This window comes from Janthinobacterium sp. RA13, assembly GCF_000745325.1.
Lineage (GTDB): Bacteria > Pseudomonadota > Gammaproteobacteria > Burkholderiales > Burkholderiaceae_D > Janthinobacterium > Janthinobacterium rivuli.
This window is the reverse complement of record NZ_JQNP01000001.1, coordinates 5,043,953-5,068,957: the sequence shown is the minus strand read 5'-3', so window position 1 is coordinate 5,068,957 and position 25,005 is coordinate 5,043,953. Positions and strand designations below refer to the sequence as shown.

The 25,005-nt window shown below is 58.5% G+C and carries 21 protein-coding genes, 2 tRNA genes and 4 rRNA genes; 10 read left to right on the top strand and 17 right to left on the bottom strand.

All coding sequences use genetic code 11. The features are described 5' to 3' along the window. Nucleotides 1-23 precede the first annotated feature (23 nt). From ptsP to FG13_RS22390, 8 genes are all read right to left on the bottom strand, one after another. The gene (gene ptsP, locus FG13_RS22425) at nucleotides 24-1,766 is read right to left on the bottom strand and encodes a phosphoenolpyruvate--protein phosphotransferase (RefSeq protein ID WP_035828605.1); all 1,743 of its coding nucleotides are present in this window, start codon (nucleotides 1,764-1,766) and stop codon (nucleotides 24-26) included. 44 nt (nucleotides 1,767-1,810) lie between these two features. Next, complete coding sequence (locus tag FG13_RS22420; protein ID WP_010393142.1) at nucleotides 1,811-2,080, bottom strand: HPr family phosphocarrier protein; 270 nt, start codon at nucleotides 2,078-2,080, stop codon at nucleotides 1,811-1,813. A gap of 92 nt (nucleotides 2,081-2,172) precedes the next feature. After that, entirely contained in the window at nucleotides 2,173-2,577 is a 405-nt protein-coding gene (locus tag FG13_RS22415; protein ID WP_035824452.1) for a PTS sugar transporter subunit IIA, read from the bottom strand. A 14-nt stretch (nucleotides 2,578-2,591) separates the two neighbouring features. Continuing rightward, on the bottom strand, nucleotides 2,592-3,548 hold the full coding sequence (gene gshB / locus FG13_RS22410; protein WP_035824449.1) for a glutathione synthase: 957 nt from the start codon (nucleotides 3,546-3,548) through the stop codon (nucleotides 2,592-2,594). A gap of 97 nt (nucleotides 3,549-3,645) precedes the next feature. After that, nucleotides 3,646-4,944, bottom strand: coding sequence for a glutamate--cysteine ligase (gshA, locus tag FG13_RS22405; protein WP_034784679.1), 1,299 nt, complete (start codon nucleotides 4,942-4,944; stop codon nucleotides 3,646-3,648). Between the two features lie 205 nt (nucleotides 4,945-5,149). Beyond that, a complete protein-coding gene (locus FG13_RS22400) occupies nucleotides 5,150-6,685 on the bottom strand; it encodes an ammonium transporter (protein ID WP_035824447.1) in 1,536 nt (511 codons plus the stop codon). Between the two features lie 11 nt (nucleotides 6,686-6,696). Beyond that, the gene (locus tag FG13_RS22395) at nucleotides 6,697-7,035 is read right to left on the bottom strand and encodes a P-II family nitrogen regulator (protein WP_010393464.1); all 339 of its coding nucleotides are present in this window, start codon (nucleotides 7,033-7,035) and stop codon (nucleotides 6,697-6,699) included. Between the two features lie 11 nt (nucleotides 7,036-7,046). Next, nucleotides 7,047-7,814: a TorF family putative porin gene (locus tag FG13_RS22390; RefSeq protein WP_035824445.1), complete on the bottom strand. Its 768-nt coding sequence runs from the start codon at nucleotides 7,812-7,814 to the stop codon at nucleotides 7,047-7,049. A gap of 270 nt (nucleotides 7,815-8,084) precedes the next feature. Here FG13_RS22390 and FG13_RS22385 point away from each other — a divergent pair, with 270 nt between their 5' ends. The 4 genes from FG13_RS22385 (at nucleotide 8,085) to FG13_RS22370 (ending at nucleotide 11,103) form a co-directional block, all read left to right on the top strand. Then, nucleotides 8,085-8,333, top strand: coding sequence for an accessory factor UbiK family protein (locus FG13_RS22385; protein WP_035824443.1), 249 nt, complete (start codon nucleotides 8,085-8,087; stop codon nucleotides 8,331-8,333). Between the two features lie 114 nt (nucleotides 8,334-8,447). Continuing rightward, complete coding sequence (locus FG13_RS22380) at nucleotides 8,448-9,968, top strand: YifB family Mg chelatase-like AAA ATPase (protein ID WP_035824442.1); 1,521 nt, start codon at nucleotides 8,448-8,450, stop codon at nucleotides 9,966-9,968. A gap of 64 nt (nucleotides 9,969-10,032) precedes the next feature. Further along, nucleotides 10,033-10,578, top strand: coding sequence for a hypothetical protein (locus FG13_RS22375; protein ID WP_035824440.1), 546 nt, complete (start codon nucleotides 10,033-10,035; stop codon nucleotides 10,576-10,578). Nucleotides 10,579-10,758: 180 nt separating this feature from the next. Then, the gene (locus FG13_RS22370) at nucleotides 10,759-11,103 is read left to right on the top strand and encodes a DUF1840 domain-containing protein (protein WP_034749443.1); all 345 of its coding nucleotides are present in this window, start codon (nucleotides 10,759-10,761) and stop codon (nucleotides 11,101-11,103) included. A gap of 61 nt (nucleotides 11,104-11,164) precedes the next feature. Here FG13_RS22370 and rrf (FG13_RS22365) read toward each other — a convergent pair. From rrf (FG13_RS22365) to FG13_RS22335, 7 genes are all read right to left on the bottom strand, one after another. Continuing rightward, nucleotides 11,165-11,277: ribosomal RNA gene (rrf, locus tag FG13_RS22365) — 5S ribosomal RNA — on the bottom strand. Nucleotides 11,278-11,567: 290 nt separating this feature from the next. After that, a 5S ribosomal RNA gene (rrf, locus tag FG13_RS22360) occupies nucleotides 11,568-11,680 on the bottom strand. A gap of 138 nt (nucleotides 11,681-11,818) precedes the next feature. Beyond that, nucleotides 11,819-14,694 (bottom strand): 23S ribosomal RNA (locus FG13_RS22355). 249 nt (nucleotides 14,695-14,943) lie between these two features. Continuing rightward, nucleotides 14,944-15,019 (bottom strand) — tRNA-Ala (locus tag FG13_RS22350). A gap of 12 nt (nucleotides 15,020-15,031) precedes the next feature. After that, nucleotides 15,032-15,108, bottom strand: a tRNA-Ile gene (locus FG13_RS22345). A gap of 98 nt (nucleotides 15,109-15,206) precedes the next feature. Continuing rightward, nucleotides 15,207-16,737: ribosomal RNA gene (locus FG13_RS22340) — 16S ribosomal RNA — on the bottom strand. Together the 16S, 23S and 5S rRNA genes with 2 tRNA genes alongside form the textbook arrangement of a ribosomal RNA operon. Before the next feature lie 371 nt (nucleotides 16,738-17,108). Then, entirely contained in the window at nucleotides 17,109-17,885 is a 777-nt protein-coding gene (locus FG13_RS22335; RefSeq protein ID WP_035824438.1) for an enoyl-CoA hydratase, read from the bottom strand. Nucleotides 17,886-17,961: 76 nt separating this feature from the next. Between FG13_RS22335 and FG13_RS22330 the strand changes: the two genes are divergently transcribed. Together FG13_RS22330 and FG13_RS22325 are read left to right on the top strand one after the other, a co-directional pair. Beyond that, nucleotides 17,962-19,263, top strand: coding sequence for an MFS transporter (locus tag FG13_RS22330; RefSeq protein WP_051959358.1), 1,302 nt, complete (start codon nucleotides 17,962-17,964; stop codon nucleotides 19,261-19,263). 137 nt (nucleotides 19,264-19,400) lie between these two features. Further along, nucleotides 19,401-19,838 carry a universal stress protein gene (locus FG13_RS22325; RefSeq protein ID WP_035824436.1) on the top strand — a complete coding sequence of 146 codons (438 nt, stop codon included), beginning with the start codon at nucleotides 19,401-19,403 and terminating at the stop codon, nucleotides 19,836-19,838. Between the two features lie 34 nt (nucleotides 19,839-19,872). Here FG13_RS22325 and mltA read toward each other — a convergent pair whose 3' ends face one another. Next, a complete protein-coding gene (gene mltA / locus FG13_RS22320; protein ID WP_035828600.1) occupies nucleotides 19,873-21,072 on the bottom strand; it encodes a murein transglycosylase A in 1,200 nt (399 codons plus the stop codon). Nucleotides 21,073-21,148: 76 nt separating this feature from the next. Here mltA and FG13_RS30735 point away from each other — a divergent pair, with 76 nt between their 5' ends. After that, a complete protein-coding gene (locus FG13_RS30735; protein ID WP_167468630.1) occupies nucleotides 21,149-21,295 on the top strand; it encodes a hypothetical protein in 147 nt (48 codons plus the stop codon). Between the two features lie 23 nt (nucleotides 21,296-21,318). Here FG13_RS30735 and apaG read toward each other — a convergent pair whose 3' ends face one another. After that, a complete protein-coding gene (apaG, locus tag FG13_RS22315) occupies nucleotides 21,319-21,693 on the bottom strand; it encodes a Co2+/Mg2+ efflux protein ApaG (RefSeq protein WP_035828598.1) in 375 nt (124 codons plus the stop codon). A 166-nt stretch (nucleotides 21,694-21,859) separates the two neighbouring features. Here apaG and rpe point away from each other — a divergent pair, with 166 nt between their 5' ends. The 3 genes from rpe to trpE all read left to right on the top strand — a co-directional run bounded on the left by rpe (nucleotide 21,860) and on the right by trpE (nucleotide 25,004). Beyond that, entirely contained in the window at nucleotides 21,860-22,534 is a 675-nt protein-coding gene (rpe, locus tag FG13_RS22310) for a ribulose-phosphate 3-epimerase (RefSeq protein ID WP_034753544.1), read from the top strand. After that, nucleotides 22,534-23,238 carry a phosphoglycolate phosphatase gene (locus FG13_RS22305; protein WP_035824434.1) on the top strand — a complete coding sequence of 235 codons (705 nt, stop codon included), beginning with the start codon at nucleotides 22,534-22,536 and terminating at the stop codon, nucleotides 23,236-23,238. Before rpe ends, FG13_RS22305 begins: the two co-directional genes overlap by 1 nt. A gap of 269 nt (nucleotides 23,239-23,507) precedes the next feature. Then, a complete protein-coding gene (gene trpE, locus FG13_RS22300) occupies nucleotides 23,508-25,004 on the top strand; it encodes an anthranilate synthase component I (RefSeq protein WP_035824432.1) in 1,497 nt (498 codons plus the stop codon). Nucleotide 25,005 lies beyond the last annotated feature (1 nt).

Sequence of the window (25,005 nt, the reverse complement as noted above, 5' to 3'; positions counted from 1 at the left end):
TCCTGCTGCTGATAGGTGACAGTTTACATGAGCTGCAACTGTTGTACGGCTTCCGCGATCACATTTGGTTCCATGGAACGCATAATTTTGCGCATTTGTGGCGCAATCAGGCCCAGATCGCTGTTGAGGATCTCTTGTTTGACCGCCAGCAGTTGGGCCGGGTGCATGGAAAACTCGCGCAGCCCCATGCCCAGCAGCAAGCGCGTGAGCTTCACGTCACCCGCCATTTCACCACAGACGGCCACGTCGATGCCCGCCTTGTGGCCGGCGGCGATCGTCATGGAGATCAGTTGCAGCACGGCCGGGTGCAGCGGATTGTACAAATGCGCCACCTCATAGTCGACGCGGTCGATGGCCAGGGTGTACTGGATCAAATCATTCGTGCCGATCGACAGGAAATCCATGCGCTTGACGAACATGGGCAAGGCCAGCGCGGCGGCGGGAATCTCGATCATGGCGCCCACTTCGACCTCGTCGTCGAACTTGACGCCCTCCTCGCGCAGGCTGGCCTTCGCTTGCGCGATCATGGCCAGCGACTGGTCGATTTCGAAGGCATGCGCGAGCATCGGAATCAGGATACGCACCTTGCCGAAGGCGGAGGCGCGCAAAATCGCCCGCAGCTGCGTCAGGAACAATTGCGGCTCGGCCAGGCAGTAACGGATGGCGCGCAGGCCCAGCGCGGGGTTGAGGGCCGTATGATCGGCCTGGTCGAGCGGCTTGTCGGCGCCGATGTCGAGCGTGCGGATGGTCACCACGCGCCCTTTCATCGACTGCACCGTGTTGCGGTAAGCCTCGAATTGCTCGTCCTCGGTGGGAATCTTGTGGGCGCGGCCCATGAACAGGAATTCGGAGCGGAACAGGCCCACGCCGCTGGCGCCCGATTCCAGCGCAAACGCGCAATCCTCGGGCAGTTCGATATTCGCCAGCAGGGTGACGGGCGTGCCGCATTTGGTCACGGCCGGGGTCTTTTTCAGCTTGCCCAGCTTCTTGCGCGCGCGCTGCATGGCCGTCTGACGCTCGCGGTACTGTTCCAGCACCAGGGCGCTGGGGTTGGCGATGACGACGCCGGCGTCGCCATCGATGATCAGCCAGTCGTCCTGGTCGATCAGCATCGATGCCTGCGACATGCCGACGGCGGCCGGGATATCGAGGCTGCGCGCGACGATGGCCGTGTGCGAGTTCTGCCCGCCCACGTCGGTGATGAAGCCGATGAAGGAGCGGTCACGGAACTGCAGCATGTCGGCCGGCGAGATGTCGTGGGCGACGACGATCATCTGCGCCACCAGCTCATCCGCCGTGGCCGCTTTCGGCAGCAGCTGTTCCGTGCCCAGCAAGACCTTCAGCACACGTTCGGCCACTTGCTGGATGTCGGCCTTGCGTTCGCGCAGATACGGGTCTTCGATTTCGTCGAACTGGGCCGACAATTCATCGATTTGCGTCAGCAGCGCCCATTCGGCGTTGTAGTGGCGCGAGCGGATGATGTCGAGCGGCGCTTCGGCGATCAGCGGATCCGACAGGATCAGCGCATGCACGTCGATGAAGGCGCCCAGTTCCGTGGGGGCGTCCTTCGGCAGCTCGTTCCACAGGGTCTGCAGTTCCTTGTGGACGGCGGCGATGGCGTTTTGCAAACGCTGGACTTCGGCTTCGATCTGTTCCTGGGCGACCAGGTAATGTTTGACGTCAAGGGCGGCCGGCGCCAGCAGATGCGCGCGGCCAATGGCGATGCCGCGGGAGACCGGGATGCCGTGGAGCGTGAAAGATGCCATGGGGTGACCTGTCGGAATGCGGCTGCGGCTGCGTTCGGCGAGCATTACTCGCCTTCGCCAAACCTGTCATTAATCAGGGCGGTGAGCGCATCGACACATGCCTGCTCATCATCGCCCTCGGCTTCCAGTGTCACTTTCGCGCCCTTGCCGGCGGCCAGCATCATCACGCCCATGATGGACTTGGCGTTGATGCGGCGCGCGTTGCGGGTCAGCCAGACGTCGCTCTTGAACTTGGCGGCGAGCTGGGTAAATTTGGCGGAGGCGCGTGCGTGCAGTCCCAGCTTGTTGATGATTTCGAGTTCTTTTTGAATCATTTTTGTATGGTCTCTATCCCTGAATGCACTGCATTGTTACCAGCCATTGCCTATAAAATCCGCCGCCTTCAGGGCGGCGGCCATGTCACTCTTTACTCGCCCACGCGAATGCGGTTATCGACGCGCACGGCGCCGCTTTGCGCACCGGCCAGCGCCATCTCCACCACCACGTCGAGCGTGTCTCGGCGATACGTGATGGCGCGCAGCAGCATCGGCAGGCTGATGCCGGCGATGACTTCCACGCGACCCGCATCGGCCAGCTTGTTGCAGCAGTTCGACGGCGTGCCGCCCTTCACGTCGGTAATCACCAGCACGCCGGAGCCGTCGTCGAGGCGGCAGATGGCGTCCGACGCCAGCTTTTGCACTTCCGCCAGATCCTGGTCGGCGACGACGTCGATGGCTTCAAACCGTTCCGTTGGCCCCCGAAACACATGCGCGCAGGCGGCGATGAAGGCCTGTCCCAGCGGTGCATGTGTCATGAGCAAAATCCCTACCATAGTCATTTCACCTTCTAGCGCTGCTGCGCTTGCGCAACACCATGCTCGACGGCGTCGACAAACATGGCCGCCACGTCAAAACCCGTCTGCTGCATGATTTCCTGGAAGCAGGTCGGGCTGGTGACATTGACTTCCGTCAGATAGTCGCCGATCACGTCCAATCCTACCAGCATCAGGCCGCGCGCGGCCAGGATCGGACCAAGCTTTTCTGCGATTTCCAGGTCGCGTGCCGTCAATGGCTGCGCCACGCCCGTGCCGCCGGCGGCCAGGTTGCCGCGTACTTCGCCAGCCTGCGGAATGCGCGCCAGCGAAAACGGTACCGGCTTGCCGCCGATGACGAGAATGCGCTTGTCGCCCTTGTCGATGTCGGCGATAAAGCGCTGCGCCATGATGGTTTGCGCGCCGTTGTCCGTCAGGGTCTCAATGATGGCGCCCAGGTTCAGGCCATCGGCCTTGACGCGGAAGATGCCCGTGCCGCCCATGCCGTCGAGCGGCTTGAAGATGACGTCCTGGTGCTTGACATGGAAGGCGCGCAGGCGCGCTTCGTTCGACGTCACCAGGGTCGGCGAAGTGAATTCGGAAAACTGCGCAATGGCCAGCTTTTCATTGTTGTCGCGGATGGCGGACGGCTTGTTGAAGACGCAAGCGCCCTGCTTTTCCGCCAGTTCCAGCAGATACGTGCCGTACACGTATTCCATGTCGAACGGCGGATCCTTGCGCTCAATGATGGCGTCCAGGGTCGACAGGCGCACTTCCTCGGTGGAGAGCACCTTGTACCAGTCGTGTTCGTCGCCGGTCAGCTCGATGTGTTTTACCAATGCCGTGACGATGCCCTCTTCCAGCGCCATGTCTTTCTGTTCGAATGCATACACGGCGTGGCCGCGTTTGGCCGCCTCGCGCATCATGGCGAAGGTGGAATCTTTGTAAGTCTTGAAGCCTGCCAGCGGGTCGGCAAGGAATGCAATTTTCATGGTGCGTCCAATCGGGGAGCCTGGATAAGGAATGCTTGATTCTAGCCGAGATCGCCAGGCGCGGTAGTCGCCGCGCCTGGCAAGCCTCCGTGATGGATCAATACACCTCGGGATTCGGGTCCGTGCGCTCCATTTCCAGCGATGCGGCCAGCAAGGCCAGGCGCGCCACCACGCCATACACATAGAAGCGGTTCGGTGCGGCCGTACCCGGCTTGGCCTTCAAGTCCGGCACGGCATGCTGCTGGGCAAACGCCAGCGGCACGTACTGCGAGCCGGGCGCGTTCAGGTTCTGGTCCACGCCCCGCTCCGCATGCACGCGGTAAAAGCCGCCCACCACGTAGCGGTCGATCATGTAGACGACGGGCTCGGCCACGGCATCCTTGATGCTTTCAAAGGTCGGCACGCCTTCCTGGATGATCACGTCGGTCACCAGCTGGCCATCCTTGACGATGGACATTTTTTCGCGCTGCTTGCGCGACAGGTCGCGCACTTCGCTGGCGTCGCGCACCGTCATGATGCCGGTGCCATACGTGCCCGCATCGGGCTTGACGATGACGAACGGCTTTTCCTTGATACCGTATTCCTTGTATTTCTTGCGGATCTTGGCCAGCAGCACGTCGACGCTGGCGGCCAGCGCATCTTCGCCCTCGCCTTCCTGGAAATTGACGTCGCTGCACTTGGCGTGGAAGGGATTGAGCATCCACGGGTCGACATCGATCATCTTGCCGAATTTTTTCACCACTTCATCGTAGGCCGTGTAGTGGTTGCTCTTGCGACGCAAGGCCCAGCCCGCGTGCAAGGGCGGCAGCAGGCTTTGCTCATGAATATTTTGCAAGATATCGGGGATGCCGTCCGACAAGTCGTTATTCAGCAAGATCGTGCACGGGTCGAAATCCTTCAAGCCCAGGCGGCGGCCATTGTTCAGGCGCACGAGCGGCTCGATGACGAGCATGTTGCCATCTGGCAACGCCAACGGTGTCGGCTGGGTGATCTCGGGCGACCACGAGCCGAAGCGCACGTGCAGTCCCGTCTGGCGGAAGATCTGCATCAGGCGCGCCACGTTTTGCAGATACTGCGGCGTGGTGTTGTGCAATTCCGGCACGATCAGCAGGTTGCGGGCGTCCGGGCAATACTTGTCGATGGCGGCCATGGCCGCTTGCACGGACAGGGGCAGCATTTCCGTGGCCAGATTATGAAAACCGCCAGGGAACAGATTGGTATCGACGGGCGCCAGCTTGTAGCCGGCGTTGCGCAAGTCTACCGAGCAATAGAAGGGCGGCGTGTGCTCTTGCCACTCCATGCGAAACCAGCGCTCAATGGCCGGCGTCGCGGCCAGAATCTTTTTTTCGAGGTCGAGCAGCGGTCCGGTCAGGGCCGTGACGAGATGGGGAACCATAGTTACATCCTTAAATTATGTGCAGTATTCAAAAAAAGCACACAGAACTGCCGACTATATTACCGTGTAAGTACCCCAAATCGGGGCAAAAGCCTTGTTTTAAAGACCTTTTACATTCCCACAACGAAAAAAAGGCGCCTCAATGAGGCGCCTTTTCCAACCGGACATGCCGCGCCGGGGCGCTGGCATGCCAGATGATTGCTATTTAACCATGATATGCTTGCTCGCCGTGGCTCGTGATATCGAGGCCTTCGCGCTCTTCTTCTTCCGGTACGCGCAGGCCGATGACGATGTCGACCAATTTATAGGCGATGACGGAGACCACGGCCGACCAGAGGATGGTGGTGCCGACCGCTTGCGCCTGCACCCACACCTGGTGGCCGATCGAGTACGGATCGGCCGACATCTTGTTGGTGACGTAGTCGAAAACGCCCTGGCCGCCCAGTTGTGGCGCAGCAAACACACCCGTCAGCAGGGCGCCGAGGATGCCGCCCACGCCATGCACGCCGAACACGTCGAGCGAATCGTCGGCGCCGATCAGGCGTTTCAGGCCATTCACGCCCCACAGGCAGACGACACCAGCCAGCAAGCCGATGACCAGGCCGCCCATCGGGCCGACAAAGCCGGCCGCCGGGGTGATCGCCACCAGGCCGGCCACGGCGCCCGATGCGCCACCGAGCATCGAAGGCTTGCCTTTGCTGATCCATTCGCCAAACACCCACGACAGGGTGGCGGCGGCAGTGGCCAACAGCGTATTGACGAAGGCCAGGGCAGCCACGTCGCCCGCTTCCAGCGAGGAGCCGGCATTGAAACCGAACCAGCCCACCCACAGCAGCGATGCGCCGATCATGGTCATCGTCAGCGAGTGCGGTGCCATCGATTCGCGGCCGTAACCGACGCGCTTGCCGATCATGATGGCGCCCACGAGGCCGGCAACGGCGGCGTTGATGTGCACGACGGTGCCGCCGGCGAAGTCCAGCGCGCCTTTTTGCCAGATCCAGCCAGCCTTCAGGGCTTCGCTGGCCGAGGTGGCGGCGTTGGTGATCAGGTCAGGACCGGTCCAGAACCACACCATGTGGGCCGCTGGCAAGTAGGCGAACGTGAACCACAGCACGACGAAGGCCAGCACGGCGGAAAACTTGGCGCGCTCGGCAAAGGCGCCGACGATCAGTGCGCAGGTGATGGCGGCAAACGTGCCCTGGAAGGCCACGAAGACGAACTCGGGAATGACGACGCCCTTGCTGAAGGTGGCGGCGGCGGCAAACGTGCCCTTGGCCGGATCCCAGATGCCGTTCAGGAACAGGCGGTCAAAGCCACCGAAGAAGGCGGTTTTTTCCGTGAAGGCGATCGAGTAGCCGTAGATACACCACAGCACGATGACCAGCGCGAACACCATGAACACTTGCATCAGCACCGACAACATGTTTTTCGAGCGCACCAGGCCGCCGTAGAACAGGGCCAGACCGGGGATGGTCATCAAGATCACCAGCAAGGTGCTGATCATCATGAAGCTGGTGTCGCCTTTGTTGGCGACGGGCGCGGCGGCTGGCGCGGCAGCGGCCGGGGCCGGCGCGGCGGCGGCAGGCGCTGCATCAGGCACCGGCGTGACGGCAGGGGCGGCGACGGCCGTGGTCGTGGCCGCCTCCGTCTTGGCGGGCGCATCGGCAAAGCTCGGCGTGGCAACTCCAAACGCACACAGACAGGCTATCCCGGCTAGCAATTTTGTTATATTTTTATGCATCAATATTCCCCTTAGAGCGCTTCGTTGCCGGTTTCACCGGTACGGATGCGGATGACCTGTTCCAGGTTGTAGACGAAAATCTTGCCATCACCGATTTTACCGGTACGCGCGGCGCCTTCGATCGCTTCGATGGCCTGGTCGACAATGGCGTCATCGACAGCCGCTTCAATCTTGGTTTTTGGCAAGAAATCAACGACATACTCGGCGCCACGGTAGAGTTCCGTGTGACCTTTCTGGCGGCCGAAACCTTTGACTTCCGTGACGGTAATGCCTTGCACATTGATAGCCGACAAAGCTTCGCGTACTTCGTCCAGTTTGAACGGTTTAATGATTGCGGTAATCATTTTCATGGCAGTCTCGCTTAAAAGGTTTTGGACACGGTCAGCACGAGACCGGATTTCGCCAGATTCTTGCCATTCGGTGCCAGCGACGTGATGTTGGCTTTGACGGCAGCCAGGGAAACGGTCGCCATGCCAAAGTCCTTGGTCACGCCGATCTTGTAATCGCTGTAGCTGAGGGAATCGTTGTGCTCGACTTTCTGACGGCCCACATGCAGGTTCAGCATGTAGCCATCATGCACCTCGACATTGGCGCCCACGTCCAGGTAGCCGCTGTTCTTGCTGTCGGCAACACCGAACAGATTGGTGGTCGAATGCGAGTACTTGATATACATCGGGCCATAGCCGAGCTGGCCGTAGAGCTCAAAGGTATTGGCATTGGTGCTCAGGCCATTCGAGGGATAGAAATAGTACAGGCCGCCCACGTCATAGGTAAAATCCTTGCTGATCTCGCCCCGTTTGCCGCCGTAGATATCCCATTCCAGATCGGTATCGCCGCCGCCATCCTTGATCCATTTGATGCTCGACAACCAGGTGCCCACATACAGGCCCGTCGGGTTATGGGTATAGTCGGCGCCGCCGCTGATGGCCGGGTTCAAGCGGCTTTGCGAAATGCCGCGGTAACGGTAGTCGCTGGTCAGCGCCACGTTGTAGCTCACCACGTTATCAGGCACGGCTTCGGCCGCAGCAGGCGCCGCCACTGCATCCTGGGCCATGGCGCTGCCGCACACGGCGGTCATGGCCAGCGTCAACGCTGCAGCTAAAATCATGTTCTTGGACAGATTCTTCATGGCGATTCCCTTTTATTGAACTTTTAAAGCGGTTGAGGTTTAAAATCTTGGCTGGAGATCACAAAGCGTTCATACCTTCTTTAGCAGAATACGTGCCAGCTCACTTGCCACCTTGACAGGTGCGTTTCCGGCCATACATACCCTGCAAGCCTGTCGGCATGCGGGTACGGGCTGCTGAAGCATGATGAATTTTCCCAGTTTCGCACCAGATTAACGCCGCTGTGCACCGCAATGGTGCGATGCACAGGCCGCACCATAAAAGGACTGACCATGGACATGAATACCTTCTTTAACGACTTGCAAGGCAAGATCCATCAAGCCATCGAAAACTCGCCGGCCAAGGATATCGAGAAAAACGTGAAATCGATGATGACCCAGGGCTTCGCCCGCCTCGATCTGGTGACACGCGAGGAATTCGATATCCAGGCGCAAGTGCTGGCCAAGACGCGCGCCAAGCTGGATGCACTGGAATTACGCCTGATCGAACTGGAAACGCGCCTGAACGATCCAAAAGCCTGAACCGCTGTTGTATGCAGGGCGCCGTAATCGGCGGCCTTGCTGGCATAGCTCAAGCCTGATGCCGTTTCAAGCGCTAGACTGATACTGCCCGCGTCCGCGCTACAGGGGAGTCTGATGAGTCTGGCCGTCCTGAAAAGCCGCGCCCTGTCCGGCATGGAGGCGCCCGAGGTAAGTGTCGAAGTCCACCTTGCCAATGGATTGCCTTCGTTTACGATTGTCGGCCTGCCGGATACGGAAGTAAAGGAATCGCGCGACCGCGTGCGGGCCGCGCTGCAAAACTGCGGCTTTGAGATGCCGGCGCGGCGCATTACGGCCAATCTGGCGCCGGCCGACCTGCCCAAGGAATCGGGCCGCTTCGACCTGCCCATTGCGCTGGGCATCCTGGCCGCCTCCGGCCAGTTGCCGGGCGACCAATTACACCACTATGAATTCGCGGGCGAACTGTCGCTCTCAGGCCAGCTGCGCCCCATCCGCGGCGCCCTGGCCATGACCTTTGCCATGCAGCGCAGCCAGTCGGGCGCACCACGCGCCTTCATCCTGCCGCGGGCGAACGCTGACGAGGCCGCCCTCGTCAGCGATGCCTGCATCTATCCCGCCCACAGCCTGCTCGAGGTCTGCGCGCATTTTGCCGCGCACGCCAGCCACACGGCCTTGCAACGCCACCAGCCCGTGCTGGCGGCACACGCTTTTCCCTATCCCGACTTTGCCGATGTGCAAGGGCAGCAGCAAGCGCGACGGGCGCTGGAAGTGGCGGCAGCAGGCGGCCATAACGTCCTGATGATTGGCCCTCCAGGCGCAGGCAAGACCATGCTGGCCAGCCGCTTCCCCGGCGTGCTGCCGCCCATGAGCGATGAAGAGGCGCTGGAATCGGCTGCCGTGCATTCGCTGGGCGGCCACTTCAAAGTGGAGCACTGGAAACGGCGCCCCTATCGCGCGCCGCACCAGACGGCGTCCGGCGTGGCCCTGGTGGGCGGCGGCAACGTGCCGCGGCCTGGCGAAATCTCGCTGGCCCACTGCGGCGTGCTGTTTCTCGACGAAATTGCCGAATTCCAGCGCCGGGTGCTCGATGTCTTGCGCCAGCCCATGGAATCGGGTGTGATCAGCATTTCACGGGCGGCCCGCCAGGCCGAGTTTCCCGCCCGTTTTCAATTGATCGCCGCCATGAATCCTTGCCCGTGCGGCTATCTGGGCCACGCTTCCGGCCGTTGCCGCTGCACGCCAGACGCCGTGCTCCGTTATCACAATCGCCTGTCCGGCCCGCTGCTCGACCGTATCGACCTGCAAATTGAAGTGGCCGCCATGCCGCCCGCGGCGCTGGGGCGGCGTGCCGGCGCCGGCGAAAGCACGCAAGCCATCGCCACCCGGGTAGCGGCAGCCTATGCCCTGCAACTGGCGCGCCAGGGAAAATCGAACCAGCGGCTGAGCAACACGGAAATCGAACAGCATTGTCAGCTGGAAACGCATGGCGAACAGTTGCTGTATGGCGCCATGACGCGATTGCACTGGTCGGCGCGCACTTACCACCGGGTATTGCGCGTGGCGCGCAGCATCGCGGACCTGGCGGGTAGCCCGGCCATCACACCGCCACATGTCGCCGAAGCGATCCAGTACCGGCGCGTGCTGCGTGAAATATAAGGCGGCCGGTGCCCGCCACACGTGCGCGATTGCGCGTGAGTGGCGGCGCTGCTACCATCTGCTGATGAAAAAAACATCACTTGCCCTCTTCCTGGCGACGCTCGCGGCTGCCAGCGTCCTGTCCGCCTGCAGTCCGAAATTCGACTGGCGCGACTATCGCAGCCCTGACGCCCAGTTCACGGCCTTGTTTCCAGGCAAGCCGGCCGTGCTGACACGCGAGATCGATCTCGATGGCAAGAAAGTCAGCCTGACCATGACGGCCAGCGAAGTCGATGGCAATACCTTCGCCATCGGCAGCGCTGTGCTCGACAGTGCGGAACAGGCACAAGCGGCCCTGCCTGCCATGCAGACTGCCCTATTGAAAAACATCAACGGTACCGTGCGCAGCGAAAAATCGGCCTCGACGGCCAGCAGCACGGCGGCAGGCAGCCGTCAACGCAGCTCGCTGAGCGTCGAAGCGACGGGGATGCAGCAAGGCAAGCCCGTCCTGCTGGTCGGACGTTTTGTGGCGCAGGACAAACGCATCTTCCAGATCATCATTCTCGGCGAAGAAAGCAAGCTGTCGCGTGACACCATCGACACCTTCATGGACTCGGTGAAACTGGATTGAGACTTAACGCTCGCTTAAACGGGTGTGGTCGCGGTAAGCAAGCTCTTGTAAATGCGTGCGTTGTCCAACAGATGGACCTATCCGGCTTGCAAATGTGCAATCCGGGCAATCGGACGGCCTGTGCGACATTTCAAGTCGTGATATTGTTTCGACACTAACAACAAGTTTCAGAAAGCGCTTATGTTGATCTCATTCAAATCCAAATCCTCCCCAGAAGTGCTGATGTACCAGGAACATGCCCAGCGCATCCTCGACATCCTGCACAAAAACCCCACGCGCGGCGTCATCACGCCTGCCGAAGCGGGCGATGCCCTGGCCCTGCTGGAAAAAGAAGTCGCGGAAAGCAAATTGCATCCGGAAAATGACATCGAACACGATGCGCATACCCCGGAAACCCTGGAAGATGGCGAAACAGGCGCCCATGCGCGCGCGCAAAAAGTGCATTTTTCGCAGCGCGCCTATCCGTTGATGGAAATGCTGCGCTCGGCCAAGGCGGAAAATGAAAGCATCACCTGGGGCATCTGATCCGATGAATGCTGCAGACGAAAAAAAACCCCGCACCTAGCGGGGTTTTTTTATATAACAAGCCTGACGATAACCTACTTTCACACTGGTTGCAGCACTATCATCGGCGCAAAGTTGTTTCACGGTCCTGTTCGGGATGGGAAGGGGTGGGACCAACTTGCTATGGTCATCAGGCATAACTTTTTCAACAACCTGCTCCCAACGGGGCAGCAAGTCGTCTGATCTGAGGAGGCGAATTATACCCCAGGTCGGCTTGACGCACAAGCGCGTCAGCCGGCATCACCATGAATGCCAACAATGTTGTCGGATTACGCTACGCTAATCCGACCTACCGGACTTTACATGACCGTAGGTCGGCTTAGCGCGCAGCGCGTAAGCCGACAAGCACCACCAGCGTCAAACAAAACCACCAAACGTAAAAAAACCCCAACCAGATCACCGGAAGGGGTTTTTTCGAATAACAAGCCTGACGATAACCTACTTTCACACTGGTTGCAGCACTATCATCGGCGCAAAGTTGTTTCACGGTCCTGTTCGGGATGGGAAGGGGTGGGACCAACTTGCTATGGTCATCAGGCATAACTTGTACTGGCATTTGTCTCCTGTAGGACGACAAAGCCTGAATCTGGAAGAAGCAAAGATTGGGGTAATGAATAGTAGTATCAACACACACGCAACGTTGTACCGTCTTATCCTCTGTACCTGCTAAGGTTATAGGGACAAGCCGTACGGGCAATTAGTACTGGTTAGCTTAATGCATTACTGCACTTCCACACCCAGCCTATCAACGTCCTGGTCTCGAACGACCCTTCAAAGAGCTCAAGGCTCTGGGAAATCTCATCTCAAGGCAAGTTTCCCGCTTAGATGCTTTCAGCGGTTATCTCTTCCGAACTTAGCTACCCGGCAATGCCACTGGCGTGACAACCGGTACACCAGAGGTTCGTCCACTCCGGTCCTCTCGTACTAGGAGCAGCCCCCTTCAAATTTCCAACGCCCACGGCAGATAGGGACCAAACTGTCTCACGACGTTTTAAACCCAGCTCACGTACCACTTTAAATGGCGAACAGCCATACCCTTGGGACCGGCTACAGCCCCAGGATGTGATGAGCCGACATCGAGGTGCCAAACTCCCCCGTCGATATGAACTCTTGGGAGGAATCAGCCTGTTATCCCCAGAGTACCTTTTATCCGTTGAGCGATGGCCCTTCCATACAGAACCACCGGATCACTATGTCCTACTTTCGTACCTGCTCGACTTGTCAGTCTCGCAGTTAAGCACGCTTATGCCATTGCACTATCAACACGATGTCCGACCGTATCTAGCGTACCTTCGAACTCCTCCGTTACACTTTAGGAGGAGACCGCCCCAGTCAAACTGCCTACCATGCACTGTCCCCGATCCGGATAACGGACCAAGGTTAGAACCTCAAACAAACCAGGGTGGTATTTCAAGGTTGGCTCCACGAGAACTAGCGTCCCCGCTTCAAAGCCTCCCACCTATCCTACACAGATTGGTTCAAAGTCCAATGCAAAGCTACAGTAAAGGTTCATGGGGTCTTTCCGTCTAGCCGCGGGTAGATTGCATCATCACAAACATTTCAACTTCGCTGAGTCTCGGGAGGAGACAGTGTGGCCATCGTTACGCCATTCGTGCAGGTCGGAACTTACCCGACAAGGAATTTCGCTACCTTAGGACCGTTATAGTTACGGCCGCCGTTTACTGGGACTTCAATCAAGAGCTTGCACCCCATCATTTAATCTTCCAGCACCGGGCAGGCGTCACACCCTATACGTCCACTTTCGTGTTTGCAGAGTGCTGTGTTTTTATTAAACAGTCGCAGCCACCAGTTTATTGCAACCCTTTCACCCTCATGGAGTAAACCAATCAAGCTACCGGGGCGTACCTTTTCCCGAAGTTACGGTACCAATTTGCCGAGTTCCTTCTCCCGAGTTCTCTCAAGCGCCTTAGAATACTCATCTCGCCCACCTGTGTCGGTTTGCGGTACGGTCTCGTATGACTGAAGCTTAGAGGCTTTTCTTGGAACCACTTCCGATTGCTTCGTGAACAAGTTCACTCGTCCCATCCCCTTGAATTCCGCGCCCGGATTTGCCTAAGCGCCTTCTATGAGACAGAAACTGACTATTCCAACAGTCAGACAACCTTCCGCGATCCGTCCCCCCATCGCATCATACGACGGTGCAGGAATATTAACCTGCTTCCCATCAGCTACGCATCTCTGCCTCGCCTTAGGGGCCGACTCACCCTGCTCCGATGAACGTTGAACAGGAAACCTTGGGCTTACGGCGTGGAGGCTTTTCACCCCCATTATCGCTACTCATGTCAGCATTCGCACTTCTGATACCTCCAGCATCCTTTACAAGACACCTTCGCAGGCTTACAGAACGCTCTCCTACCATATCCAATAAAGGATATCCGCAGCTTCGGTGACTGGCTTAGCCCCGTTACATCTTCCGCGCAGGACGACTCGATCAGTGAGCTATTACGCTTTCTTTAAATGATGGCTGCTTCTAAGCCAACATCCTGACTGTTTTAGCCTTCCCACTTCGTTTTCCACTTAGCCAATCTTTGGGACCTTAGCTGGCGGTCTGGGTTGTTTCCCTCTTGACGCCGGACGTTAGCACCCGACGTCTGTCTCCCAAGCTCGCACTCATCGGTATTCGGAGTTTGCAATGGTTTGGTAAGTCGCAATGACCCCCTAGCCATAACAGTGCTCTACCCCCGATGGTGATACTTGAGGCACTACCTAAATAGTTTTCGGAGAGAACCAGCTATTTCCAAGTTTGTTTAGCCTTTCACCCCTACCCACAGCTCATCCCCTAATTTTTCAACATTAGTGGGTTCGGACCTCCAGGGCGTGTTACCGCACCTTCATCCTGGCCATGAGTAGATCACTTGGTTTCGGGTCTACACCCAGCGACTGATCGCCCTATTCGGACTCGATTTCTCTACGGCTTCCCTATATGGTTAACCTTGCCACTGAATGTAAGTCGCTGACCCATTATACAAAAGGTACGCAGTCACGGAACAAGTCCGCTCCTACTGTTTGTATGCACACGGTTTCAGGATCTATTTCACTCCCCTTCCGGGGTTCTTTTCGCCTTTCCCTCACGGTACTGGTTCACTATCGGTCGATTACGAGTATTTAGCCTTGGAGGATGGTCCCCCCATATTCAGACAGGATGTCACGTGTCCCGCCCTACTTGTCGTACGCTTAGTATCACCGGTCTGATTTCGAATACGGGACTATCACCCGCTACGGTTCCTATTTCCAGAGGATTCTTCTATCAGTCCGACTATCACGTACAGGCTCTTCCCATTTCGCTCGCCGCTACTTTGGGAATCTCGGTTGATTTCTTTTCCTGCAGCTACTTAGATGTTTCAGTTCGCCGCGTTCGCCTTGCATACCTATGTATTCAGTATGCAATACCCTAAAAGGGTGGGTTGCCCCATTCGGAAATCTGCGGATCAAAGTGTGTTTGCTCACTCCCCGCAGCTTATCGCAAGCTACTACGTCCTTCATCGCCTGTAATCGCCAAGGCATCCACCATGTGCACTTATTCGCTTGTCCCTATAACGTTAGCCTCTGATTACCTAAATAATCAAAGAGCGCTACAGGGATAAGAAAGTACAACGTTGTTGCTTGTTTGTTGATACATACAATCATTACCCATCGATTTGCCTTTTACGGCAAACCGATCAATAAATAATCTTTACTTCTTCCAGATTGTTAAAGAACGAAACAGCTTTGATCGCTAAAAGATCAAATCTAAACCGGGTCTGTTTGACTGGCTTACATTTGTACTTTCGAGTAAAACTTTGGTGGAGGATGACGGGATCGAACCGACGACCCCCTGCTTGCAAAGCAGGTGCTCTCCCAGCTGAGCTAATCCCCCGGGAATTTTTACTGGTAGGGCTGGTTGGACTCGAACCAACGACCCCCGCGTTATCAACACGGTGCTCTAACCAGCTGAGCTACAGCCCCAACGCGGAACTACTACGACTACTGTTTCTTCTTAATTAAACAGCCGATAAGTGTGAACATTTGATGCGTGAATCATTACTGATTCGTGCAAACTCTAGAAAGGAGGTGATCCAGCCGCACCTTCCGATACGGCTACCTTGTTACGACTTCACCCCAGTCACGAATCCTACCGTGGTAAGCGCCCTCCTTGCGGTTAAGCTACCTACTTCTGGTAAAACCCGCTCCCATGGTGTGACGGGCGGTGTGTACAAGACCCGGGAACGTATTCACCGCGACATGCTGATCCGCGATTACTAGCGATTCCAACTTCATGCAGTCGAGTTGCAGACTACAATCCGGACTACGATACACTTTCTGCGATTAGCTCCCCCTCGCGGGTTGGCGGCGCTCTGTATGTACCATTGTATGACGTGTGAAGCCCTACCCATAAGGGCCATGAGGACTTGACGTCATCCCCACCTTCCTCCGGTTTGTCACCGGCAGTCTCATTAGAGTGCCCTTTCGTAGCAACTAATGACAAGGGTTGCGCTCGTTGCGGGACTTAACCCAACATCTCACGACACGAGCTGACGACAGCCATGCAGCACCTGTGTACTGGTTCTCTTTCGAGCACTCCTCAATCTCTCGAGGATTCCAGCCATGTCAAGGGTAGGTAAGGTTTTTCGCGTTGCATCGAATTAATCCACATCATCCACCGCTTGTGCGGGTCCCCGTCAATTCCTTTGAGTTTTAATCTTGCGACCGTACTCCCCAGGCGGTCTACTTCACGCGTTAGCTGCGTTACCAAGTCAATTAAGACCCGACAACTAGTAGACATCGTTTAGGGCGTGGACTACCAGGGTATCTAATCCTGTTTGCTCCCCACGCTTTCGTGCATGAGCGTCAATCTTGACCCAGGGGGCTGCCTTCGCCATCGGTGTTCCTCCACATATCTACGCATTTCACTGCTACACGTGGAATTCTACCCCCCTCTGCCAGATTCTAGCCTTGCAGTCTCCAATGCAATTCCCAGGTTGAGCCCGGGGATTTCACATCAGACTTACAAAACCGCCTGCGCACGCTTTACGCCCAGTAATTCCGATTAACGCTTGCACCCTACGTATTACCGCGGCTGCTGGCACGTAGTTAGCCGGTGCTTATTCTTCAGGTACCGTCATTAGCAAGAGATATTAGCTCTCACCGTTTCTTCCCTGACAAAAGAGCTTTACAACCCGAAGGCCTTCTTCACTCACGCGGCATTGCTGGATCAGGCTTTCGCCCATTGTCCAAAATTCCCCACTGCTGCCTCCCGTAGGAGTCTGGACCGTGTCTCAGTTCCAGTGTGGCTGGTCGTCCTCTCAGACCAGCTACTGATCGATGCCTTGGTAGGCTTTTACCCTACCAACTAGCTAATCAGATATCGGCCGCTCCACGAGCATGAGGTCTTGCGATCCCCCACTTTCATCCTTAGATCGTATGCGGTATTAGCGTAACTTTCGCTACGTTATCCCCCACTCTAGGGTACGTTCCGATATATTACTCACCCGTTCGCCACTCGCCACCAGAGCAAGCTCCGTGCTGCCGTTCGACTTGCATGTGTAAGGCATGCCGCCAGCGTTCAATCTGAGCCAGGATCAAACTCTTCAGTTTAATCTCTGTTACTTTGCCCTTTTACAGGCACCATCATTGCTGATGGGTCGCTCACTCAAAAAACTGACAGGCTACTTCCGAAGAAGTATCCTATTTCATTATTTCTTGTGAACATTTGATATTTTAAGTTAGACGCCAATCCGAAGATTGACGCTGCACTTACATCAAATGCCCACACTTATCGACTGTTAATTGTTAAAGAACTGTATTCGGTACTGCTTTCGCGCTATCGACAAAGCGTTGTGTTTGCCAGCTGCGAAGAAGGAAGAGTATGAAGCGTTTGCAGCATTTCGTCAACCTTCTTTTTCTCCCCGCTTTTACTCTGCAACACCATGTTTTGTGTGCGTCGTTTTGCGAGGAGGCGAATCATATCAAAGACCGTCGAAGTTTGGCAAGCGCTTTTCCAGGAAAGCGTGCATGCCTTCTTTTTGTGCAGGCGTACCGAAGGCGGCCTGGAACAGACGGCGCTCGTAGGCGACGCCATCGGTCAAGGTGGTTTCAAAGGCACGGTTGACGCAATCCTTGATCATCATGGCCACCGAGGTCGGCATGGCGGCAATGGTCCTGGCGGCAGCCAGGGTTTCTTCCAGCAATTTATCGGCCGGCACCACGCGCGACACGAGGCCGATGCGTTCCGCCTCGGCGGCGTCAATGGTGCGCGCCGTCAGCAGCAGATCCATGGCCTTGGCCTTGCCGATGGCGCGCGGCAGACGCTGCGTGCCGCCCGCGCCTGGCGTGACGCCGACCTTGATTTCCGGCTGGCCGAATTTGGCGCTGTCGGCCGCGATCAGGAAATCGCACATCATGGCCAGTTCGCAACCACCCCCGAGCGCATAACCAGCCACCGCGCCCACCACAGGTTTGCGCACGCGCAAGATATGTTCCCAGTTGCGGCTGATGTAACCTTGGGTAAAGGTGTCCGGATAGGTGTAATCGGCCATGGCCGCGATGTCGGCGCCGGCGGCAAATGCTTTTTCGCTGCCCGTGAGCACGATGCAGCCGATATTCTCGTCCGCATCAAACTTCAGCAAGGCGTCGCCCAGCTCATTCATCATGTTGTCGTTCAAGGCATTGAGCGCCTTGGGGCGGTTCAGGCGGATGACCGCCACTTTATCCTGGATGTCGATAATCAGGTCTTCGTATTGCATAGTGTCTCCTCTCGATGAACGGTGCAACGATTGTAGCGGCTAACGGCAGCGGCGCGGCAGGTGCGCTGCTATTATTGTGAGTCCGATCATCTTTATCGAGCAGCGTATTTTCTCTCCCCTCTTCCAGTACTGCGCCCGTTACCTGCGCGGCGACGGCAGCGCCGCCAGCGTCAATTTCCGTCGCCTGTGGTTCAGCAACGGCCTCAATTGCTTCGGCGCCCAGATCACCTCGCTGGCCCTGCCCCTGTGCGCGGTATTATTACTACATGCGACGCCGGAACAGATGGGCGTGCTGGTCGCGCTGCAGGCGCTGCCGTTCGCCCTGTTCGGCTTGCCCGTCGGCGTACTGCTGGACCGACGCAGCAAGCACCCGATCATGCTGTTCAGCGAAAGCATGTCCGGCCTGGCCTTGGCCAGCGTGGCCGTTGCCTATTGGTGCGGCGTGCTGTCGATGCCATGGTTATATATAGTGGGGTTCATCATCGGCACGGGCTTCGTCGTCGGTGGCGGCGCCGAACAGGTGTTTCTGACTTTCCTCGTGGGCCGCGACGGTTTGATCGATGCGCAATCGAAATTTGCCGCCACCGAATCGGCTTCGCGCCTGATCGGCCCCGGCCTGGCCGGCGTGCTGGTGCAAGTGTTGTCGGCGCCTGTCGCCATCCTGTGCACGGCTTGCGGCTATCTGGTTTCCGTCTTCAACTTGCGCGCCATGAGCGTGCGCGATCCACGTCCCGCGCCGTCTGACAAGCACGCCTTGCGCGACATCGCCGATGGCTTGCTGTTTGTCTGGCGCGAGCCGCTGCTGCGCGCGCTGGCCTGGGGTGCCGGCATCTGGCATTTCCTGTTTTACGCCAGTATGGCCTTGACCGTGCTGTTCGCCACGCGCGACCTGGGCATGAGTCCTGGCGTGCTGGGCATGACGCAGATGCTCGGCGGCGCCGGCGTCTTGCTCAGCGCCTTCATCGTCAAGCCGCTGACGCGCCGCTACGGCGCCGGCCGCACCATCCTGATCGGCCTGGCATCAACCTCGCTCTGCTTTGCCCTGACACCAACGATACCCGCCGCGCTGTTTGGCAGCGCGGCCGCCAGCGCCGTGGCCTATGCCATCTTGATGTTCTTTTTCGATTGCGGCGTGATGCTGTTCTTTATTCCCTACCTGGGCTTGCGCCAGAAGGTCACGCCCGACCCCATGCTGGGCCGCATGACGTCGACCATGCGCTTCCTGACGGTGGCGACGGCGCCGCTGGGCGCGCTGGCCGCCGGCTGGGTAGCGGAACACTTTGGCGTGCGCAACGGCCTGGCCTGCATCGCGGCTGGGAGCATTGTGTTGACCGTCGCCATGGTGTGGGGCACGCCGCTGCGTAGCGTGCGCACCTGAAGCGGTGAACGGGCATACACTGGCAAAAGATTGCTTTGGCGACACTATTCACGCCAAAGCCTGTGAGGTTTGATTTATATCAAGGTTTTAATTGATGTAAATCCATAAGCTGTCTTACATCACTTGAGGAGCACGCTATGTTTAACACCATCTTATTTCCCACCGACGGCTCGCCGTTGTCCGACAAAGCCGCCGAGACCGCCCTCGCCTTCGCCCAATTGAACAAAGCCAAGCTGGTCGCCATCAGCGTGGTGCAGCCTTTTCCGTTCTCGCCGATGGCCGATGGCGGCATCGTGCTCGACGCCAGCCTGTATGAACAGCAGATGCAGGAAGCGTCGCAACGCGCCATCGACAAGATCGGCGTAGCGGCAAGCGCCGCCGGCGTGCCTTTCGAAGGCGTGGTGGCCGTGTCGCCGAGCCCGCACGATGAAATCGTCAATGCGGCGCAAACCTACCATTGCGACATCATCCTGATGGCCTCGCATGGCCGCAAGGGCTTGAACAAGTTGTTCGTGGGCAGCGAAACGCAAAAAGTGCTCGCGCATACCCATCTACCTGTCATGGTCTTGCGCTAAGCGACACCACGAACTGCCCGGCGCCGCGAGAAACTCAGCGCGCCGGTGCCTGCTTCGGCAACAACACCCACACGGCGCCGCTCTGCTTCATGCGGCCCGCATTCTCGGCCGCTTCCGCGCCAAAGCCAAAGAAATAATCGACCCGGATCGGCCCGCGAATGGCGCCGCCCGTATCCTGCGCCATCACCAGGCGCTGCATGGGAATCTCGCTATTGGCTTGCGTGGTGGACAGGAACACGGGCGCACCCAGCGGCAGGAAGCGCGAATCGATGGCCACCGAGCGCTGCGGCGTCAGCGGCACGCCCAGCGCGCCCTTCGGCCCCACTTTCGGATCGGGCAGGCGCTCTTCCTTGAAGAAGACATAGCTGGGATTGGCGTTGAACAATTCATCCTTGCGCGTGGGATGGCCGGCGATCCACGCCTTGATGCCCTGCGCGGACGCCTGGCTCAGGGTCAGCTCGCCCTTGTCGACCAGGTAGCGGCCAATCGATTTATACGGGTGGCCGTTTTGATCCGCATAGGCCACGCGCACGGTTTCCTGCGTATCGGTCAGCTGCACGCGCCCCGATCCCTGTACTTGCAGGAAGAAGGCTTCGACTTCGTCATCCACCCACAGCAATTCCTTGCCCGTGACGGACGTGGCGCGCTCGATGTCGGCGCGGGTGGCGTACGGCACCACCTTCTTGCCCACCAGCTTGCCCCGCAAGCGCATATTCTTCAGTTCCGGATACACGCCCGACAAATCCACCGAGACCAGGTCGTCAGGCACCTTGTACAGCGGTGTCTGGTATGGACCACCGCGCTTGCGCGCGCCATGCAGCAAGGGTTCGTAGTAACCGGTCACCAAGCCAGTATTGGCGCCATCGGCGGCCACCACTTGATTTGGCACAAAGAAAGTCTCGAAAAACAGGCGGATGGCCTTGTCGCTGTCCGCATTCACCTGGCGCGCGATCGTGCACGATTCCTTCCAGTCCGGGCGCTTGACCAGCACGCCGCACGACGCCATGAACGCGGGCCAGGCGGCGCGCATGTCGTCGCGGGCCCAGCCAGGCAAGGCGGCAAACTTGGCGGGCACGAAGGTGGGCGCCGCCACATCCGTGGCATCCTTGGCGTCGGCCGGCTTGGCCGGAACCGGCTTGACGACGGTCGGCGCGATGGGTGGCGCCTTGCCGCTGGCAGCGGGCGGCGCGGGCGGCGTGGTGCAGGCGGATAGAGCAAGCGCGACGGCGCCGATTGAAACGGGTAGACTACCGCGTGTCAACAGACGGCGGGTAAATACTAAGCTGCGGGTAAATAACATAGGAGTGCGTATGTGGATCTTGATGATAGAGGCGCTGGTGGCGTTCTTCTTGCTGGCATTTATAGTCTGGTGGACCATGTATTCGGGCAAAAAGCCCGCACCGCCGGCGCGCAAGCAGCTCAGTGAAGAACAGGACGCCACTGAAAAACTGAAGTAAGGGGGCAAGCCCCCGGCGTTTCCTTAATGCAAGGTGCGCGGCACCGACAGCACGAATTCGGGGATCAAAGCTTCGAACTGATGGCCATCTTCGGCCACGCAAAAGTATTCGCCGTGCATCGAGCCTTGCGGTGTGCCCAGCATGGTGCCGCTCGTGTATTCGAACTGCTCGCCCGGCTGCAGCAGCGGCTGGTGACCGACGGCGCCCAGGCCGCGCACCTCTTCCACCTTGTTGTTCGCATCCGTGATGACCCAGTGGCGCGAAATCAGTTGCGCGCCCGCCGTGCCCGTGTTGACGACGCGGATCGTGTAGCTGAACACGTGCCGCCCCTGGTCCGGTGCCGATTGCTCGGGCAGGTATTGCGTCTTGACCGTTACCGTAAATTCATAAGTCGCCATCGTCATTCCTATTCAGACATTGCCAGTCATATTGTGTGTCGCGCGCGACGCATAGGCCATCGCGCGATGCGTATTCTGTGTTTCCCCATGCTTCAATGAGGCATGGTAACGGCGTCAGGCGTAAAATAGCGCATCTTCGCATTTTCTATCCTTTGGCTACTTCACCATGACAACATTCCGTATCGCTCCCAGCATCCTGTCCGCCGACTTTGCCCGCCTGGGCGAGGAAGTGCGCAACGTCGTTACCGCCGGCGCCGACATCATCCACTTCGACGTGATGGACAATCACTACGTGCCGAACCTGACCATCGGCCCGCTGGTATGCGAAGCGATCCGCCCGCACGTGCAAGTACCCATCGACGTGCACCTGATGGTCAAGCCTGTCGATCGCATTATCCCGGATTTCGCCAAGGCTGGCGCGAACATCATCACCTTTCACCCGGAAGCGTCGGATCACGTCGACCGCTCCTTGCAGCTGATCCGCGACAATGGTTGCAAATCGGGCCTGGTATTCAACCCGGGCACGCCGCTGCACTACCTGGAACACGTGATGGACAAGATCGACATCATCCTGATCATGTCCGTCAATCCCGGCTTCGGCGGCCAGTCCTTCATTCCGCAAGCCTTGAAAAAAATCGCCGAAGCGCGCCGCATGATCGACGAATCGGGCCGTGACATCATGCTCGAAGTCGATGGCGGCATCAAGATCGACAACATCGCCGCCGCCGCCGCCGCTGGCGCCGACACCTTCGTCGCCGGCTCGGCCATCTTCGGCAAGCCCGACTACAAAGCCGTCATCGACGCCATGCGCGCCGAACTGGCAGCCGTCAAGGGCGCCTGATGCAAGCGGGCACGGTGAAAGACCACGTACTGGCCGGCGTGCGCGCCGCCATCATCGACCTCGATGGCACGATGCTCGACACCGTGCCCGATTTCCATGTCGCCATCAACGGCATGCGCGCCGAACTGGACCTGGCGCCCATCAGCGCCGACGCCATCAAGCTGATGGTGGGCAAAGGCTCGGAAAACCTGATCCGCACCGTGCTGGCGCTCGACTTCGATGCGGCCGGCGTGGAACAGCATTTCGAGCAGGCGATGGACGGCTACCAGCGCCACTACCTGGCCATCAACGGCCAGTTCAGTACCCTCTACCCGGACGTGGAAGCGGGACTGGCGGCGATGAAGGCGGCGGGCTTGCGCCTGGCCTGCGTCACCAACAAGCCCATCGCCTTCGCCCTGCCCCTGCTGAAACTGAAAAACCTCGACCAGTATTTCGAGATCGTCTATGGCGGCGATTCGCTGCCGCAGAAAAAACCGCACCCCATGCCGCTGCTGCAAGTGTGCGCGGACTTCGACCTGGCGCCATCCAAAGTGGTGGCCATCGGCGACTCCTCGAATGACGCGCAAGCGGCCAGGGCTGCGGCCTGCCCCGTATTGACGGTACCGTATGGCTACAATCACGGACACTCTATACACGATACCGATTCCGATGGTATAGTAAAGACACTGCTCGAAGCAGCCCGTTTTATTAGCATGCAAAACTAACCGGCATACTGACCAAACCCAACACCATATCGTGAACAAGTTTCTCATCAAAAAACACAATGTCACCCAAACCGGCTCGATTGAGGCCTGGCTTTGGCGACGCTGGCAATCCTGGCAGGCCTAAGGGCCGAGCCGTTACGATTGCTGCCGGTTGCACACGCGTCCTTTGCGCATTTTGCGCATGTTGCATGTACCGGCAAGTTTTTTGATAACCCACCGCAGGGTTTGTGCACTATGCACACTCATACCCTGACGGCATGGAGAGAAACATGACCGAACTCGAATTCAAATCGCTGGCCCAGCAAGGCTACAACCGCATCCCCCTGATCGCGGAAGCGTTCGCCGACCTGGAAACGCCGCTCACCCTGTACCTGAAACTGGCACAGGCCCAACAAGGTGGCAAGAACACCTTCCTGCTCGAATCCGTCGTCGGCGGCGAACGCTTCGGCCGCTATTCCTTCATCGGCTTGCCCGCCACGACCGTATTGCGCAGCTATGGCAAGCGCACCGAAATCGTCAAAAACGGCGTCGTGATCGAAGAGCACGAAGGCAATCCGCTCGACTTCATCGAACAATTCCAGTCGCGCTTCAAGGTGGCCCTGCGCCCCGGCATGCCGCGCTTCTGCGGCGGCCTGGCCGGCTACTTCGGCTACGACACGGTGCGCCACATCGAGAAAAAACTGGCCGGCGGCGCGCCGAAAGATGACTTGAAGCTGCCCGACATCCAGCTGATGGTGACGGAAGAACTGGCCGTCATCGACAACCTGTCCGGCAAACTGTATTTGATCGTCTACGCCGACACCACGCAGCCCGAATCGTTTTCGAAAGCGCAGCAGCGCCTGAAGGACTTGCGCATGATGCTGCGCCGCGGTGTCGATGCGCCCGTCACCAGCGCTTCCGTGCGCACGGAAACCATCCGCGACTTTTCCAAGGAAGACTACCTGAAGGCCGTCGCCAAGGCGCATGAATACGTGATGGCGGGCGACCTGATGCAGGTGCAGATCGGCCAGCGCATCCGTAAACCGTATGTCGATTCGCCGCTGACCTTGTACCGCGCCTTGCGTTCGCTCAACCCGTCGCCGTATATGTACTTCTATAATTTCGGCGACATGCAAATCATCGGCGCCTCGCCGGAAATCCTGGTGCGCAACGAGAAGACGGCGGACGGCGGCAAGAAAGTCACCTTGCGCCCCATCGCCGGCACCCGTCCGCGCGGCGCCACGCCGGAGCGCGACGCCGAATTGTCGGCCGAGCTGCTGGCCGACCCGAAAGAGATCGCCGAGCACGTGATGCTGATCGACCTGGCGCGCAACGACATCGGCCGCATTGCCGAGACGGGCAGCGTGCACGTCACCGACCGCATGGTCATCGAAAAATACTCGCATGTGCAGCACATCGTCTCGAACGTGGAAGGCACCCTCAAGAAGGGTCTGTCGAACCTGGACGTGCTGCGCGCGACCTTCCCCGCCGGCACCCTGACGGGTGCGCCGAAAGTGCGCGCCATGGAAGTGATCGACGAGCTGGAAATCACCAAGCGCGGCATCTACGGCGGCGCCTGCGGCTACCTGTCGTTTGGCGGCGAAATGGATGTGGCCATCGCCATCCGTACGGGCGTGGTCAAGGACGGCATGCTGTACGTGCAGGCCGCGGCCGGCATCGTGGCCGACTCCATCCCCGAAATGGAATGGCAGGAAACTGAAAACAAGGCGCGCGCCGTGCTGCGCGCCGCCGAACAAGTGCAAGATGGCCTGGATGGAGGGTTTTAAG